The following is a 16,753-nucleotide window of genomic DNA, read 5'->3' on the forward strand; positions in this document are numbered from 1 at the left end:
GTTAACCTTTTAAATGATTCATCTTATCTACGTCTATATTGCCACGATTTCTATACAGCAACATAACTATGGCCAAACCAATTGCTGCTTCTGCTGCAGCTACTGTTAAAATAAAGAAGACAAAAACCTGACCGCCAAGTTCATTGTAATAATGAGAAAATGCAACAAAATTGGTATTAACAGCCAATAACATTAATTCAACGCATACAAGAAGCAAAATGATATTTTTACGATTTAGCATAATGCCAACAAGGCTTAGACCAAATAAAATCGCACCTAATATCAGATAATCAATAACCGGTATCATAAAGAATTCCCCAATTTTATTTCTCTGATTTCAAACTGACTAATTTAACTCGATCATTTCTTCGAGTCATAATCTGTTGTGTAATATTTTGTTTTTTAGATCGAACCGTTGATCTATGTACTAACGTTATTGCTGAGACAATTGCCACTAAAAGTAATACAGCGGCCAATTCAAAAGCCAGAAAATAATCAGTATACAAAACCAAACCCAGTGCTTCAGTGTTCGATACTTCACCTTGCGGCTTAATTGTATTTTCTTCAACCGGAGTACCAATTAATTGAGAACCGTCTACTGTTACTTCCTGTTGCATCTGAATATTGGATTTAAAAGAGTCTGTAGGTACAGCAACCAGAAGTATACCTACCAATAGTGCAACTATGATTAAGCCAAATGGTAAATAGCGCATAAAATGACTTGTCATACTTTCCACATCAATATTAAGCATCATGACCACGAATAAAAACAATGTCATTACTGCGCCAACATAAACAAGCACCAAAATTAGTGCAAGAAATTCGGCTTGCATTAATATCCAAAGAACTGAACTGGCAAAAAAGGTTAATACCAGAAATAGAACGCAACGCACCGGATTATTCTGGCTGATCACCATAAGTGCAGAACCTACTGCCAGTGCAGCAAAAATATAAAAAATTACTTGCAGTAATAATTCATTCATATATCACCCCGTTATCGGTACTTTTCATCAGCAGTACGATCTGCCGCAAGTTTCGGTTCCATTAAATCACCCAATGCCAATAACTTTTCTTTAGTCATAATGTTCTGGCCACGTTCACTTATGTGATAGTGATGAATAGGAGTCACCACAATTGAATCAACGGGACATGATTCTTCACACAGACCACAATTGATGCATTTAAACATATCTATGTCATAACGAGTGGTTCGACGAGAACCGTCCTCGCGTTGTTCTGATTCAATTGTAATTGCTAATGCGGGACATACGGCTTCACACAATTTACAGGCAATACATCGCTCTTCACCATTAGGATAACGGCGCAGTGCCAATACACCTCTGAATCGAGGTGAGATAGGCGTAAATTCTTCAGGAAATTGTATAGTCGCTTTTTTCTTGAAAAAATATTTCCCTGTTAACTTTAAACCTGATAAAAGTTCCAACAGAAGAAAACTGCGTACATAATGTCTTATATATTGATATGCTTTTTTCATCGGCTTCTCTATTAACCATTAAAACCAAGGTTTGAAGTGAGTAACAACCATTAATGCTGTAACTATGACCCAAACAATGGTGACAGGGATGAGTACTTTCCATCCTAAACGCATGAGCTGATCGTACCGATATCGAGGAAACGTTGCTCTAATCCATAAATATACAAAAAGGAAGAAACTTATTTTTAGCAATAACCAGACAAAACCGGGCACCACGTAAAATATTTCATCCAGAAAAGAAATTCCTTCAAAAGGTGACATCCATCCACCCATGAATAAAAGAGCCATTACGGTAGAAATTAATATCATGCTGGCGTATTCAGACAGGAAAAAGATTGCGAATCCTATTCCGGAATATTCTACATGGAATCCGGCAACAATTTCAGACTCACCTTCCGCCAGGTCAAATGGAGCTCTATTAGTTTCCGCAATACCCGCTATCCAAAACACTAAAAACAATGGTAACAGGGGAACAAACCACCAATGAAGAATGCCACCCTTCTGCGAGAGAACGATGTCAGTAATATTCATACTGCCTGCAGCCAGCAAAACGCCCACAAAAGCAAAACCCATGGCGATTTCATACGATACAGTTTGCGCAGTACTTCTTAAAGCACCGAACATGGCATATTTTGAATTCGAACCCCAGCCGGCAATTAGAACCCCATAGACCCCCAGGGAACTCATCGCGAACAGATACAAAACACCGGCATTTATATTTGCCAGGACGATACCTTCCTGAAAGGGAATAACCGCCCAGCCAGCAAGAGAAGGTGCCAGCGCAAAAAGCGGGGCAATAATAAATAAATATTTATTTGATTTTGTTGGAACTATGATCTCTTTGGTAATCAACTTAATCAAGTCTGCAAAGGGCTGTAATAAACCCTTTATTCCAACACGATTTGGTCCAATTCGAACTTGAATATATCCTATAACCTTACGCTCTGCATAAGTCAGATAAGCAACACATAGCAGTAACGGTACTACTATTACCAGTATTTTAATGATGATCCAAATTAATATGCTAATATTTTGAAGCATTTTATTACCTATCTAGCGCTTAATAGTTATTGCAGCAAATGAATGACCTAAATCAACTGTCTCAGGCATCGCGTTTGCTACCCATACAACATCTGCCGCAATGCGCTCATCACGTTTAAGCGGCAATGTTATCTCAATATCTCCCTGAGATACAGTAGCAATCTCGTCTAATTTCAATCTATCTGCTGTTGCAGGGTTAATCCTTATACAGGCTGATTCAGAAGCAGCACATAATTGCAGCTCTTTTGCATTTCGTACTATGGCATCAATTCGATACAGTGGCCATTCACCTACACGAACAAGCGACTGGTTGATAACTGGAAGCGACTCTGGATAGTATGGGGTGTATTCATGCTCCATCGTCATGGCTACGCATTCTTTGACTTCTGATAAAATATCTTCAGTAGAAGTATATTCAAAATCCTTACAATGCAACAAGTTACCCAGAACTCTTATTACCTTCCAGGCTGGACGGGACTCATCATAAGGTAATAAAGCTCCCTTTACGGTTTGCCATGCATTATCCACATTGATGTAAGTTCCCGATGTTTCAGCATAAGGAGCAATAGGTAAAATCACATCGGCATAATCTAGCATTGAATCGTGTTGGTATGCTGACAACATAACTACGAACTCAGCAGCCAGCATTGATTGTCTGGCACCATATGGATTGGCGAAATCAAATCCTGGTTCTACCGCCATTAAAAAGTACCCTTTCAACTTGGCATTAAGTGCGTCTTGTACATTTAAGCCAGGTTCGACAACTGATTTTCCAGCTACTGTTCTGTGTGGAAGCATTCCTGCCATACAGGCTCCAGCAGAGTTAGCACCATTAGTTAGTCTGAGAACCTTCGCACCACTTAATTGCTTAATCACTGAAATCAAAGTTCGCAGAATTGATGCGTCAGGATGATTCTCACATATCGCACCAGTGATAATACACGCGTGTTCTTCTTTCAATGCGCGTGCTACTTTATTTGAGAATGGATCAGCTTCAAGACCGATTAGCAGTTTTTGTACTTCGTCCGGTAAACTATTCACATTTTGCGCAAGAGCTAGAGCCAGTCTGGCCAATTGCATTGGCATTTCTAATGGAGAAATTACTGTATTTCCATCAAGTTCAAAATGATAATCAAAATCGACCGGATTAATCGCGTGGATTTTAGCTCCATTTCGATACGCTTTTCTTACCCTAACTCCTGCCAGTGGCACTTCTCTATCAATATTGCATCCAACAAGCAAGATCGAGTTTTGATGTTCAATATCGGCATAAGGAATTGAACTGCTTGGAGTTGTTGTTAGATTATCCTGATCTCTAAAATCAATCTGCTGAAGTCGGTGATCAAGATTATGCACACCAAGTTCCCGCATTAATTTTTGTAACAGATACATTTCTTCAACTGTTGAAGAGCTGGATGCAAAGGCAGCCATTTGTTCAGGACCGTTTTGTTTAATTACGCGGCTAATTCCTTCTGCAGTAAATTTCAATGCAGTTTCCCAATCAACAACTTCCCATTGGCCGTTACGCTTAATTTGAGGTTTACCGGCTCGGGATTTGCTTTTTAAACCCAGGTAACTGAATCTGTCTCTATCAGATAACCATGTTTCATTAATTCGTTCATTTTCTTTAGGTACTGCACGCATTAAGGTATTGTTTCGAGTATGCAAATAAATGTTTGATCCAAGGCAATCATGTGGAGCAACACTATCATGCTGAGTCAATTCCCAAGCCCTTGCAGTAAACCGATAGGGTTTGGATGTTAAAGCGCCGACGGGGCATAAATCAATAATATTTCCAGAGACTTCTGAAGTCATACTATGTTTCACATAGGTACCAATTTGCATGTGTTCGCCGCGTCCAGTAGCCCCTAGTTCCCTGACACCAGCTACTTCATCACCAAATCGAACACAACGAGTACAATGGATGCACCGTGTCATTTCAGTCGAAATCAGAGTGCCTAAATCATCATCTTCAACTGCGCGCTTACTCTCGGTATATTCGGACTCATCTTCACCAAATCCCATTGAAATATCTTGTAATTCGCACTCACCACCCTGATCACAAATAGGACAATCCAATGGATGATTTATTAATAAAAACTCCATCACTACTTTCTGTGAATGCAATGCCTGTTCCGATTTAGTAAACACTTTCATTCCATTGGTAATCGGAGTAGCGCAGGCAGGAACTGGCTTTCTACCATTTTCAACTTCAACCAAACACATACGGCAATTAGCCGCCACTGACAGTTTTTTATGGTAGCAAAAACGAGGGATATAAATACCCGCTTCGTCAGCTACTTCAATGATCATTTTACCGTTTTCTACTTCAAATGTTTTACCGTCAATTTCAATAGTAGCCATGGTCTAACCTTCTCAATTATGCTGCAACGATCGAGCGTTTATGCTTAATGAAATAATCAAATTCATTATAGAAATGTTTAACAAAGCTTTGCACTGGCCAGGCTGCAGCCTCACCTAATGCGCAAATGGTTCGTCCTTCAATGTTGTCTGCAACATTGACTAGTTTTTCCACATCACCCGGCTCGCCATGTCCGTGTCTTATACGATGTAAAAGCCTGACCAACCAACCCGTACCTTCGCGGCAGGGAGTACACTGGCCACAAGATTCATCCATGTAGAATTCTGAAATACGGTATAGGGCATCTACCATACAGGTTGTTTCATCCATTATGATTACTGCGCCAGAACCAAGTCCAGAACCTGCTTTCTGAATACTGTCGTAATCCATATCAAGCCCGAGCATTACATCACCTGGCAACACAGGCATGGAAGTTCCACCAGGAATAACTGCTTTGATTTTACGATTTTCCAAAACTCCGCCCGCCAAATCAAGTAAGGTCTTAAAAGGAGTACCTAATGGAATTTCGTAGTTACCTGGCTTGTTTATATGTCCACTGACGCTAAAACATTTAGCTCCACCATTATTCGGTTTGCCCAGTTTTAAGAACCATTCGCCACCCTTTTCCATAATGACGGGTACGGATGCGAACGTTTCCGTGTTATTAATCGTAGTGGGTTTACCATATAAACCATAGTTTGCCGGAAATGGGGGCTTAAATCGTGGTTGTCCTTTTTTACCTTCTAGTGAATTTAGAAGTGCTGTTTCTTCACCACAAATATATGCACCAGCACCTAAATGGTTGAACAAGTCAAAATCGACACCGGTACCCATAATATTTTTGCCGAGCAATCCGGCAGCATATGCTTCTTTTAAAGCAAACTCAGTACGTTCATAGGGCAACCAAAATTCCCCGCGAATGTAGTTATATCCGACTGTTGCACCCATGACGTATCCAGCAATCGCCATACCTTCAATAAGCTGGTGTGGATTCAGACTTAGTATTTCTCTATCTTTACACGTTCCCGGCTCACCTTCATCAGAATTGCATACAACATATTTTTGTACTGGAGAATTACGATTCATAAAACTCCATTTAAGACCTGTAGGAAAACCAGCGCCACCACGTCCACGAAGTGCGGAAGTTTTTAATTCATCGATTATTAATTGTGGGGAAGTCTGTTCCTTTAATATCTTACGCCATGCACTATAGCCACCAACACTTTCATAAGCAGATAGAGTCCATGGCTCTGGTAAATGAACTGTTCGATAACAAACCTGATTTAATTCAACCATGTCAAGCACCTCTATCTCTTATTGGTATTGTTCCAACACTGCATCGATTGATTCGGCAGTCAGATTTTCATGATAATCCTTATCTACCTGCATCATTGGTGCATTAACACAGGCTCCCAAACACTCCACTGACCTTAACGTAAAACGACCATCGTCGGTAGTTTCGCCTAGCTTAATACCCAATTTATTTTGTAAATGCTCCACTACACCAGCGGAATCTCGTAGCAAGCAGGAAATATTGGTGCAGACATTGACCAAATGCTTACCCACAGGCTTATGTTCATACATAGTATAAAAACTGGCCACTTCGTATACTGCAATAGGAGCCATATCAAGATACTCAGCTACTGCATCCATTAATTCAGGTGTCAGATGCCCATGTTCTTCCTGGACTATGCGTAATGTACTCATCACTGCAGATTGCTTCTGATCAGCTGGATATTTTGCTATCCAGTCATTAATTTCATGCATTCGTTTCGCTGGCATAAATTGATGTAATATTTTTTCTGAAGTATCAGACATTTCTAAACCTTTATCTTGTTTGTTTTTACACTGCCATTGTATAGGCAAGTACTGGAACTCAATTAGCGATCTATCTCACCAAATACTATATCCTGGCTTGCAAGAACAGCAACGCCATCCGCAAGCATATGCCCTCTTACCATTTCATCAAAACTGGATAAATGAGCGAATCCTGGAGCACGTATTTTCATACGGTACGGTTTATTTGCACCATCTGAAACCATATAGATACCGAACTCACCTTTAGGAGCTTCAACAGCAGAATAGACTTCACCACGCGGCAAACAGAACCCTTCAGTGAATAATTTGAAATGGTGAATTAAGGCTTCCATATCATGTTTCATTTCAACACGACGAGGAGGTGTGATTTTATGATCATCAATTTTAACCGGTCCAGGATGTTTTCTTAGCCAGTCAATGCATTGTCTGATAATTCGATTGGATTGTCTTAATTCCTCTATACGTACCAGATAACGATCATAGCAGTCACCAGTCTTACCCACTGGAATATCAAATTCAACCTTATCGTACGCTGCGTAGCTTTGCTTTTTGCGTAAATCCCAAGCAATACCGGAGCCTCGTAGCATGGGACCAGTAAACCCCCATTGCAAGGCGTTTTCTGGAGATACTATTCCAATATCAACTGTACGTTGTTTCCAAATTCTATTATCGGTCAAAAGGGTTTCATACTCATCGACACAATGGGGGAATCGTTCAGTAAATGCCCAAAGAAAATCCAGCAAACTGCCTTCTCTGTTCTGATTCATTTTTTCTACTTCACGCTCGCTATGCCAGCGTGATGGTTTATATTGCGGCATGGTATCAGGCAGATCTCGTGCTACCCCACCAGGACGGTAATATGTGGCGTGCATTCGAGCTCCGGAAACCGCCTCATAACAATCGAACAGATCTTCACGTTCCCTGAAACAATAAAGAAACACTGTCATTGCACCTAGGTCAATCGCTATCGCGCCAACCCAAAGTAAATGATTCAGTATGCGAGTGACCTCATCAAACATAGTTCGAATGTATTGAGCGCGTATAGGAGCTTCTATGCCTAGTAATTTTTCAATTGATCTAACGTATGCATGTTCATTACACATCATGGATACGTAATCAAGACGATCCATATAACCAATACTTTGCAGGTATGGTTTTGTCTCGGCAAGTTTTTCAGTAGCTCTATGCAATAAGCCGATATGAGGATCAGCACGAACTATAGTTTCACCTTCAAGTTCAAGTACCAAACGCAAAACACCATGCGCCGCGGGGTGTTGAGGACCAAAATTTAAAGTGTAATTCTTTAATTCAATCATTTGCCATCACCCTCATTACCAGTGTAACGATTATCATTACGTATGACTTTAGGCACCCCAATTCTGGGGACTATATCTACCGGTGTATATATAACTTTTTCCAGTTTTGCATCATAGCGCATTTCCACATGACCACTGAGAGGAAAATCTTTGCGGAAAGGATGTCCGATAAAACCATAATCAGTCAGTATACGTCTTAAATCAGGATGACCTTCAAATAGAATCCCAAACAAATCATATGCTTCACGTTCAAACCAATTAGCGCCTTTCCATAAATGATGGACGGATGGAACTATTAAATGAGCTTCATCTATAAATAGTCTGACTCGTAAACGATGATTTTTTTTAGTTGAAAGCAGGTGGTATACTACGGCAAATCTGGGTTTATCCAGCGCATACGCTTTGGCCTCTTGACGCTCTACTCCTCGCGAAAATCCATTTTCTGTAGCAGAATCAGTCTCCCAGTCATATTCCCCATAGAGTAAATAATCAACACCGCAAAGATCAATAAGCTGATCAAAAGAAAATAATTCTCTATCACGCAACTCAAGCATTATGGGTAATAAATTGTTCGCATTACATTCTATAGTCACTTCATTATTAGCAACAATCATATCGCTAATGTGACCTGCTAATTCAGCTTTGAGCTGTTCAACCAAAAAATCGTTTTTAGTCATCTAATCTGCACCTTTGATGATCTTAAGCTTCTATTATTTTTTTCCGTCTGATTTTGTTCTGTAATTGAATTATGCCATAGAGAAGTGCTTCAGCGGTTGGAGGACAACCAGGCACATAAACATCCACCGGTACAATTCGATCGCATCCACGGACTACTGAATAAGAATAATGATAATATCCGCCGCCATTAGCACATGACCCCATCGAAATGACCCAGCGTGGCTCAGCCATTTGATCATATACTTTACGTAAAGCAGGAGCCATTTTATTACATAAGGTACCGGCAACAATCATTACATCCGATTGACGTGGACTTGGTCTAAATATAATCCCAAATCGGTCAAGGTCATAACGTGCAGCACCCACATGCATCATTTCAACAGCACAACATGCCAAACCAAAAGTCATAGGCCACATAGAACCACTGCGAGCCCATCCGACAAGTTTATCGACCGAAGTCGTTATAAAGCCATTTTTTTGCAATTCTGCAACCGCCATAGCTAGCCTCTAAGCAGTTAAATATTAATATTAAACCCAATAATTCTTTGACACTTTTAACGAGACAAAGCTATTCCCACTCTAATGCGCCTCGTTTCCATTCGTATATAAATCCAATAACTAATAAACCAAGAAATAACATCATACCTAAAAAGCCAAACCACCCAATCTTGCGAAGCGCTAAAGCCCAGGGAAAGAAGAAGGCTGTTTCTAAATCGAATATGATAAACAGTATCGCAACCAGATAAAAACGCACATCAAAGGGAATATGCGAACTTTCAAATGCGCCAAAACCACATTCATATGGCGCGTTCTTGGCTTCGTCAGGACTGCTCTTTGAAAATAAGGAGCCAGCGCCTATCATCGCAAGACCTAAGAGTAAGCCGACGATAATAAAAACGAGAACGGGTAAATATTGAGATAGCATCAGTTCACCTTGCTCGGATTATAAATGGTGCCGAAGGCCGGACTCGAACCGGCACGGCTTACGCCACCGCCCCCTCAAGACGGCGTGTCTACCAATTCCACCACTTCGGCATGTCTTTTTAAACCATCCACTTTGTCATCATTGATTATATGAAAATTCGGTTCGTTAAGCACAATACTCAGTACAGTATTCAGTTCATGCTCACTCAGCTAACTTCTATAATCTGTCCAGGATGACATCATGGAACGTTATATTTCTTATTTTTTTACATCTTTACCATTATCAACCGGTACTGGAACTGTGCTTACTGGTACATTAGTCTGTTGAGGTATAGCTTGCTGCTCTGCCTTTTGGTATTGAGTAGAAACCAAATAAGATAGCATTAAGCTGGTGACAAAAAATGCCATCGCCAAACCACCGGTTAATTTAAATAAAAAGCCTCCGGTTCCCTGGCTTCCAAATAAAGTATTTGATGCGCCAGAACCAAAAGCTGCGCCGATATCGGCGCCTTTACCATGTTGTATAAGTACTAAGCCTATTAAAGCTACAGCAACTATCACATGAATCATTAATATCAATTGATACATTTCACAATTTCCACAAACTGTTTAGCGTTCAACGATGCGCCCCCTACCAAACCACCATCAATATCTGGCATGGCAAATAATGCCCTGGCATTATTTTCGTTCACACTGCCTCCATAGAGAAGTGTTAAACGCTCAGCATCACTATTATTTACATCTGCAATCAGTTTTCTTATAAACTGATGTACTTCTTGTGCCTGTTCCGGAGTTGCCGTGTTACCCGTGCCTATAGCCCAAACAGGTTCGTAAGCAACGACACATTCTGAAAAACATTTTTTATTGTTTTCACTTACAGCGCGCAATTGACTGGCAATTACTTGCTCTGTTTGTCCTTTTTCACGCTCAATAAGCGTCTCACCTACACAAAGAACAGGTATCATACCATGTTCTTTTACATGGTGGAATTTTTGTGCGACAAAATTTTCATCTTCATTAAAATAGTGTCTTCGTTCGGAGTGTCCCACCAAAACATACCGGCAACCGAAATCTTTTAACATAGGTGCTGATAATTCGCCAGTATATGCGCCAGAATCCTTTGGATATACATTTTGGGCGCCTGTTTCTATCGTTGATTCACCTAATATCTCTTTAACTAAAGGAAGATAGATAATTGGAGGCATGATTACTGTCTGTATTTTAGAATCAGATTCAATCTGTTCATTTAATTGGTTAGTCAATTGAATCACCTGATCCAGGCGACCATTCATTTTCCAATTTCCAGCAACCATTTTACGTCTCATAGACCCTCCCTATTACTGGGTTGGACTATACCCAAACTTGACTCAGATGTGTAGCTCTATTAAGTGTTTTTTTTCAGTATTGTCTATCTACTTTTTTTACATAAAAATGGATTTGCTACTTGCGTAGTGCTGTTATTTCGATAGAATCCTATTGACTGTACAAGGAGGGTATACCTATGAATGAGCTCATACTGCAATTATTGAATGAAATTTCTGCTTTAAAACCCCCAATGACTTTAAAAGAACTATTTGATAAGACACCATTAGATACTGGAGAGCCATCATCAGAATTCACTGAACATTTCAATTTATTAATGCGATTGAAACAACTGATTGATGAACAATTCAAATTCAACAGCCAATTAACTGAACTTAAGCTCAAAATTAAGAATCATGCTGAGTTAACTCAGCAAATTGAAGCTTATCAAACCGAAATCCAGGAACTACAGACCAATATAAAACAACTTAAAAGTCAATTAGTACCTATTTACAAAGAGCTAGAAATTAAAGCCAATGAATTTGCATTAGCAGCGGATCCATTAGCTGTACTCGATACGAAAACATCTGTTGACGAAATGCAAAAAAAGGTGGCTGAATTTTCATTAATGCTGACCAGCACATGCACAGACATTGATACTCGCATGGCCAGAGCCAAACTGGTTATTAATAAGAACAAATTTGATGCCTTAGCCTCTGAGCTTCTAGGATTAGATATATCTTGCACACAAGAAATATCAACTCAACAATTGCAAGGAATGATTGACACAGTTTCATCAGAAAAGGAATTGTTCACATCAATGCAGAGTAAAGCACTTGTTTATCAAAAACAATTTACTGAGCAATTATCGAATGATCACCTGCCGATTCGCATTAGCGAGTTGAATGAAGAAAGTACAGAATTGACCAAACAACAAATTGAGATTGAACACCAGATTGCTCAAAACATATTGGATTCAACAATTAAAGAACGATTAACTCAGGAATTTAACTCAAGTTCAGATACACATGCATTGATCAATTCTTACAGCAGCAAATTAGACACAATACTCACTTATTTTGATCCCTTCGCCTGGACTTCGTGGGGTGCAAACTTTCTAATGAATCAGGATGGCAATAAAAAACATGATGAAGAACAACAGATCATCTCACTTTCTATTGCATTTTTAAATTTACTAACGCAAAAACATGGACTGGAATTCAAGCTAAATAACATTAAAAGGAGCGTTGCCGCGCTTAATACCGAAAAGGATAAAACGCCAAATCCTTTACCAGAAACTGACCCAGGCAACCAAGATACCAATGCAACTCAACTTCATGATAAAGCAATCACCTCAGATATCAAACTTGATTCGGATCAATTAATTGAAGAAACCTTACAGCTTTTATCTAAAGTTCCATCCTATACGGCAACTATGGATCTGAATGAAGACTCTCCGGACATGCATTTTTTGGAGACCTTAATCGTCAATATTCCTGTTATTTCGAATACCCTTGAAAAAAAATCAACCGCATTAAATAAACTTAATGAATTACTGCTTGTATTGATTGAGATTAATAAATTAAGAGTTGAATTTAATTTATTGCCTGATCAAGATAACCTGCTGCCCAGTCTACAAGACGCTATTAACGAAGAACATACGTTTAACGCTCAAACAGAACAAAAGGCAAAATATCAAGAACTTATCAACTCATGTAACTCTTATCTTCACTACGCCCTGGATTATAACAACCTAGCTGAAAAGCTTATCCAGATTATAGATTTACAAAAGCAACTTAAGACTCAATTAGTAAAACCTCCTAAACAACGTGAACTTGAGACCATTTCGAATCATCTAGTGACCCTAAAAGAAACCATTGATTTGAAATTGAGCCAGCTCACTCAATTACCAGTACCAACACCTGCTCTACCCAATATTGAGGAATTGCCAGAAGTTGATTCTGAACCTGTTGATAATACTAAGTTAAACAAAGAAGTTCCTACACCTCTCGAATTGATACAGTCTGCTGTTTCTACTGATTTATCTTCAATGAGTCAATTGGTTACATTAGAGGCACAACAGGAAGTAGTTGAACCAAAAGTATCAGTACCGCAACAGCATCGAGAGATTGACCGGTTGGTGAGCGATTTAAATGACCCAGCATCGGATGTTGATGAGTTAGAATACGACTCCTCATCTTATTCTTCCTATTCATCTGAAGATGATATTCAAGGATCGGAGTCAAAATCATCTTCTTATTCCGATGAGGATCAAGATTATATCGAACAATCAAGTGAAAGCGATCATTCGCTCCAGGATACTGCGCCTGTTCAGCCCACCATCCTAGAGAGCGAAGCGCCAGCAAGCTCTAATCCAGACTGTCCTACTTCCTACTCAAATGAGCCTTCTGTTATAAAGACAACTGATTCATTGATTCATAACACTGGTTCACTTGAACACAATCTGGAGCCAACTGAGTACATTAGCCCAACGCAACACCAAATAATTGCTCCTCAGCCGCTTGTCCCGATTAAGAATATCGCTGAAAATCTTGAGCACTTATTAGGAACGAAAGATTCTAGTAAATTATTAAAAACAGAGCCTGATTTAACGGATCACTCTAGCCTGAGCTCAGAGCATGAACTCAGTACTCCCAGTACATCAGAAGATTTCAGCAACTCAGATGAGGATATATTAAGCAATGAGCAAGACAGTTCCTCTCCAAAGCATCAAAATCTCCTGAATACCATCAAATGGCATCACGAGATCCTTGGTTATCTGAATAAATTCCCTGCTGACATTCAAAATTGGTATGCCGAAGTGTATGACAAGGTAAGAAAAGAACTCAATAGTGAATTATATTGCTACAAAGCGGCTCATATTGTACGCGATTTTTTATTTGAAATTGAACATAAAGATAACACTGATGTGATTAGAGCTTATATGCGTCTATGTTCTCAGCCAGCCCAAGATATTGGACCTTTACTTGCTCTAAAACCATCATTACTCATTACGGATGAGCCTTATTATGAAACGGACATCATGATGGATTGCCCAAAGGAATTAAAAAAGCATTATGAACATTATGCAACACTAAAAAAGGAACACCCCATCGAAGCTGAATTGTTTTTACAGGCAGTACGTTCAGTTCATATGGTTCAACTCTATACAAAACTACCAAACCGTAGCATTACTGCAGAGCAAATACCCTCATTGGCGTCCGATCCACGGTACGAACCATTAAAACGCCATAGAGGTTTTATAAAAGTATGGGAATTTTTAGAGGATCTTTGCAGATTAATTTTAGGTAAAATTCAAAATCAACCTGAATATGAATATTCAAAAAGACCCTGTTTATTTAATACCAAATCACATCGGTTAATTAAGGAAGCAGATGAACTTATTCATGATCTGCTTCCAATAAATACTCCTTAAACAGGAGTTTTAGAACTATTAAGCTCACGATCAATAAGGCTGATGTCGTCGCACAGTTTCTGAGCATGTTGCTTAACAATCGACTCATCAGCTCCCTCAACCATAACTCGGAGTAATGGTTCAGTACCCGAGGGCCTCAATAAAACACGGCCTTCACCTTTCAAACTGCTTTCAAGTGTATGAACCGCTTTTATTACCTGGGGATTTGAGGCCAACATCGCAGCATGATCAGTCTTCAAGTTAACTAATGATTGAGGCAACAAAGTAATACCCTGAGTCAATTGCTCTAAAGTTTTATCTTGCTTCATCATAATTGATAGTACCTGGAGGGCTGCTACTATTCCATCACCAGTAGTTGTCTTATCCAAACACACGATATGCCCGGATGTTTCGCCACCAATCTTCCATTCATTTTCACGCAATGCTTCAAGTACGTATCGATCACCAACTTTAGAACGAAGGAAGGGGATGTTCAAAGCTGACAGAGCCAATTCCAAACCGTAATTACTCATCAGTGTTCCAACAACGCCACCATTCAATACACTTCTTTGCTGACGATCTTTAGCAATAATATAAAGAATTTGATCGCCATCGATTAAATGACCTTTGGCATCAACTAAAACCAGCCTGTCTCCATCACCATCCAATGCAATACCAATATCAGCACCTGTACTTACTACTTTTTTCTGTAATAATGCAGGTGAAGTTGAACCACATTCCTGGTTAATATTAAACCCATCTGGCTTATCCCCAATAGCAATGACGGAAGCACCCAACTCGGAAAAAACATTAGGCGCGATGTGATAAGTAGCTCCATTAGCACAATCCACAACTATTTTTAACCCGGACAATCGGGACATGGAGGGTATGGTTGATTTACAAAATTCAATGTATCGGCCCGTTGCGTCATTAATTCTGGTTGCTTTACCTAAGTTAACTGAAGGCACTGTCTGTAGCTGCTTTTCCAGTTCTGCCTCAATTAAAAGTTCTACGCTGTCTGGCAGTTTTCCACCATCAGCCGAGAAAAACTTAATGCCATTATCTTCAAATAAATTATGTGAAGCACTAATAACTATTCCTGCATTCGCTCTCAGTGTCTGAGTCAGATAAGCGATTCCAGGAGTTGGCATAGGCCCTAATAATGCAACATCAACGCCCGCAGCCGATAATCCAGCTTCCAGAGCGGACTCCAGCATATATCCTGAGACACGCGTATCCTTACCTATTACAACCTTCTTTCGATGACCATTAGCCAGAACACGGCCAACAGCCCAGCCCAGTTTTAAAACAAACTCCGGATTAATACTTGACAAGCCCACGTGTCCACGTATGCCATCAGTACCAAAATATTTACGCTGACTCATCCTTACCTACCTTTATTAAATTCATCCCAATTAGATTATGTTGACAATTGATCACTTTATTCACAACGTCCCGTGACGTCAGAATTGGTATTATCAGCACACCTCACTCAATATAATTTCTCTTAACCGGCCTGGCATACTGCATCAATCATGAGTAATGCCTGCTGTGTTTCGTCTACATCATGTGTTCTTAAAATCCCTACGCCTTTTAATGCAGCATATACTGCAAGAGAGATACTACCGAACAATCGCTGATTTACATCTTTTCCAAGAACAGCTCCAATCGTGCTTTTACGGGAAACACCCAAGAGTACAGGTCTGTTTAAATGGGTTAATTCATTTAATCGATTCATCAGATTAAGGTTATTTTGTACTCGTTTACCAAAACCAAAACCCGGATCAATAATTATTTGTTTTCTATCAATTCCTGCTTTCTCACATGCATTGATACGTTCTAAAAAAAACTGCTTTAATTCTGCCATCACCCCATCTGGATAATGTGGATTGTCTTGCATATTTTGAGGGTCACCCTGCATATGCATTAAACAAACAGGGACGTTCAGTTGAGCAGCCATGGCAAGCGCCCCCTCTTTTCTTAAAGAGTAGATATCATTAATGATATTCGCGCCGGCACTGATCGCTGCATGCATAACCTGAGGCTTATAGGTATCAATCGATATACAAATATCAGAGTTTTTTCTAATGTGTTCAATCACGGGTATTACTCTTGATAATTCTTCATCAAGAGAAACATAGGTTGCTCCCGGTTTTGTTGACTCACCGCCAATATCAATTATATCAGCTCCCTGAGCAATTAGATTAAATGCATGCTCACAGGCCCTATCCATGGATAAATAGCTTCCTCCATCAGAAAATGAGTCTGAAGTAACATTCAGTATCCCCATAATTAATGGTTTTTGAAAAGATGCATGTGAATTGGGCTGGCTTTTTTGTTCGAGCCAGCCAATAAATTGTTCTGGAGTCACCCGAGTCTCTCTGTTAACAGCTTCAACATAC

The 16,753-nt window shown here is 39.6% G+C and carries 16 protein-coding genes and 1 tRNA gene; 1 reads left to right on the forward strand and 16 read right to left on the reverse strand.

Annotation, left to right across the window (positions count from 1 at the left end; translation table 11 throughout):
* Nucleotide 1: 1 nt before the first annotated feature.
* The 14 genes from nuoK to tpiA all read right to left on the reverse strand — a co-directional run bounded on the left by nuoK (nucleotide 2) and on the right by tpiA (nucleotide 10,959).
* The gene (gene nuoK / locus Lqua_RS08270; protein ID WP_058473812.1) at nucleotides 2–307 is read right to left on the reverse strand and encodes an NADH-quinone oxidoreductase subunit NuoK; all 306 of its coding nucleotides are present in this window, start codon (nucleotides 305–307) and stop codon (nucleotides 2–4) included.
* 16 nt (nucleotides 308–323) lie between these two features.
* Complete coding sequence (locus Lqua_RS08275; protein ID WP_058473813.1) at nucleotides 324–983, reverse strand: NADH-quinone oxidoreductase subunit J; 660 nt, start codon at nucleotides 981–983, stop codon at nucleotides 324–326.
* A gap of 11 nt (nucleotides 984–994) precedes the next feature.
* Nucleotides 995–1,495: an NADH-quinone oxidoreductase subunit NuoI gene (gene nuoI, locus Lqua_RS08280; protein ID WP_058473814.1), complete on the reverse strand. Its 501-nt coding sequence runs from the start codon at nucleotides 1,493–1,495 to the stop codon at nucleotides 995–997.
* Between the two features lie 18 nt (nucleotides 1,496–1,513).
* The gene (nuoH, locus tag Lqua_RS08285) at nucleotides 1,514–2,536 is read right to left on the reverse strand and encodes an NADH-quinone oxidoreductase subunit NuoH (RefSeq protein WP_058473815.1); all 1,023 of its coding nucleotides are present in this window, start codon (nucleotides 2,534–2,536) and stop codon (nucleotides 1,514–1,516) included.
* A 12-nt stretch (nucleotides 2,537–2,548) separates the two neighbouring features.
* Nucleotides 2,549–4,900 (reverse strand): NADH-quinone oxidoreductase subunit NuoG, encoded by a 2,352-nt coding sequence (nuoG, locus tag Lqua_RS08290; protein WP_058473816.1) that lies wholly within the window; start codon nucleotides 4,898–4,900, stop codon nucleotides 2,549–2,551.
* A gap of 16 nt (nucleotides 4,901–4,916) precedes the next feature.
* Nucleotides 4,917–6,194: an NADH-quinone oxidoreductase subunit NuoF gene (gene nuoF / locus Lqua_RS08295; RefSeq protein WP_058473817.1), complete on the reverse strand. Its 1,278-nt coding sequence runs from the start codon at nucleotides 6,192–6,194 to the stop codon at nucleotides 4,917–4,919.
* Between the two features lie 18 nt (nucleotides 6,195–6,212).
* Entirely contained in the window at nucleotides 6,213–6,716 is a 504-nt protein-coding gene (nuoE, locus tag Lqua_RS08300; RefSeq protein WP_058473818.1) for an NADH-quinone oxidoreductase subunit NuoE, read from the reverse strand.
* 62 nt (nucleotides 6,717–6,778) lie between these two features.
* Complete coding sequence (locus tag Lqua_RS08305; RefSeq protein ID WP_058473819.1) at nucleotides 6,779–8,032, reverse strand: NADH-quinone oxidoreductase subunit D; 1,254 nt, start codon at nucleotides 8,030–8,032, stop codon at nucleotides 6,779–6,781.
* Nucleotides 8,029–8,709, reverse strand: a complete 681-nt coding sequence (locus Lqua_RS08310) for an NADH-quinone oxidoreductase subunit C (protein WP_058473820.1) — start codon at nucleotides 8,707–8,709, stop codon at nucleotides 8,029–8,031. The genes Lqua_RS08305 and Lqua_RS08310 overlap by 4 nt, the downstream gene beginning before the upstream one ends.
* 22 nt (nucleotides 8,710–8,731) lie before the next feature.
* Nucleotides 8,732–9,208 carry a NuoB/complex I 20 kDa subunit family protein gene (locus tag Lqua_RS08315; protein WP_058473821.1) on the reverse strand — a complete coding sequence of 159 codons (477 nt, stop codon included), beginning with the start codon at nucleotides 9,206–9,208 and terminating at the stop codon, nucleotides 8,732–8,734.
* A gap of 70 nt (nucleotides 9,209–9,278) precedes the next feature.
* Nucleotides 9,279–9,635: an NADH-quinone oxidoreductase subunit A gene (ndhC, locus tag Lqua_RS08320; protein ID WP_058473822.1), complete on the reverse strand. Its 357-nt coding sequence runs from the start codon at nucleotides 9,633–9,635 to the stop codon at nucleotides 9,279–9,281.
* A 25-nt stretch (nucleotides 9,636–9,660) separates the two neighbouring features.
* Nucleotides 9,661–9,745: transfer RNA gene (locus Lqua_RS08325), tRNA-Leu, on the reverse strand.
* A 147-nt stretch (nucleotides 9,746–9,892) separates the two neighbouring features.
* Entirely contained in the window at nucleotides 9,893–10,222 is a 330-nt protein-coding gene (gene secG / locus Lqua_RS08330; protein WP_058473823.1) for a preprotein translocase subunit SecG, read from the reverse strand.
* Complete coding sequence (tpiA, locus tag Lqua_RS08335; protein ID WP_058473824.1) at nucleotides 10,210–10,959, reverse strand: triose-phosphate isomerase; 750 nt, start codon at nucleotides 10,957–10,959, stop codon at nucleotides 10,210–10,212. Before tpiA ends, secG begins: the two co-directional genes overlap by 13 nt.
* Before the next feature lie 176 nt (nucleotides 10,960–11,135).
* Between tpiA and Lqua_RS08340 the strand changes: the two genes are divergently transcribed.
* Nucleotides 11,136–14,372: a hypothetical protein gene (locus Lqua_RS08340; protein WP_058473825.1), complete on the forward strand. Its 3,237-nt coding sequence runs from the start codon at nucleotides 11,136–11,138 to the stop codon at nucleotides 14,370–14,372.
* Here the strand turns inward: Lqua_RS08340 and glmM are convergent.
* Entirely contained in the window at nucleotides 14,369–15,736 is a 1,368-nt protein-coding gene (gene glmM / locus Lqua_RS08345) for a phosphoglucosamine mutase (RefSeq protein ID WP_058473826.1), read from the reverse strand. The genes Lqua_RS08340 and glmM overlap by 4 nt on opposite strands.
* A gap of 122 nt (nucleotides 15,737–15,858) precedes the next feature.
* Nucleotides 15,859–16,722 carry a dihydropteroate synthase gene (folP, locus tag Lqua_RS08350; protein WP_058473953.1) on the reverse strand — a complete coding sequence of 288 codons (864 nt, stop codon included), beginning with the start codon at nucleotides 16,720–16,722 and terminating at the stop codon, nucleotides 15,859–15,861.
* Nucleotides 16,723–16,753: the final 31 nt, after the last annotated feature.

It is taken from the genome of Legionella quateirensis (genome assembly GCF_001467955.1).
Taxonomy (GTDB): domain Bacteria; phylum Pseudomonadota; class Gammaproteobacteria; order Legionellales; family Legionellaceae; genus Legionella; species Legionella quateirensis.

Coding starts and splice junctions, on each gene's coding strand:
- secG (WP_058473823.1), bottom strand. CDS start 10,222: ATGTATCAATTGATATTAATGATTCATGTGATAGTTGCTGTAGCTTTA.
- Lqua_RS08340 (WP_058473825.1), top strand. CDS start 11,136: ATGAATGAGCTCATACTGCAATTATTGAATGAAATTTCTGCTTTAAAA.
- Lqua_RS08310 (WP_058473820.1), bottom strand. CDS start 8,709: ATGACTAAAAACGATTTTTTGGTTGAACAGCTCAAAGCTGAATTAGCA.
- tpiA (WP_058473824.1), bottom strand. CDS start 10,959: ATGAGACGTAAAATGGTTGCTGGAAATTGGAAAATGAATGGTCGCCTG.
- nuoK (WP_058473812.1), bottom strand. CDS start 307: ATGATACCGGTTATTGATTATCTGATATTAGGTGCGATTTTATTTGGT.
- nuoG (WP_058473816.1), bottom strand. CDS start 4,900: ATGGCTACTATTGAAATTGACGGTAAAACATTTGAAGTAGAAAACGGT.
- Lqua_RS08315 (WP_058473821.1), bottom strand. CDS start 9,208: ATGGCGGTTGCAGAATTGCAAAAAAATGGCTTTATAACGACTTCGGTC.
- nuoF (WP_058473817.1), bottom strand. CDS start 6,194: ATGGTTGAATTAAATCAGGTTTGTTATCGAACAGTTCATTTACCAGAG.
- nuoE (WP_058473818.1), bottom strand. CDS start 6,716: ATGTCTGATACTTCAGAAAAAATATTACATCAATTTATGCCAGCGAAA.
- nuoI (WP_058473814.1), bottom strand. CDS start 1,495: ATGAAAAAAGCATATCAATATATAAGACATTATGTACGCAGTTTTCTT.
- Lqua_RS08305 (WP_058473819.1), bottom strand. CDS start 8,032: ATGATTGAATTAAAGAATTACACTTTAAATTTTGGTCCTCAACACCCC.
- Lqua_RS08275 (WP_058473813.1), bottom strand. CDS start 983: ATGAATGAATTATTACTGCAAGTAATTTTTTATATTTTTGCTGCACTG.
- nuoH (WP_058473815.1), bottom strand. CDS start 2,536: ATGCTTCAAAATATTAGCATATTAATTTGGATCATCATTAAAATACTG.
- glmM (WP_058473826.1), bottom strand. CDS start 15,736: ATGAGTCAGCGTAAATATTTTGGTACTGATGGCATACGTGGACACGTG.
- ndhC (WP_058473822.1), bottom strand. CDS start 9,635: ATGCTATCTCAATATTTACCCGTTCTCGTTTTTATTATCGTCGGCTTA.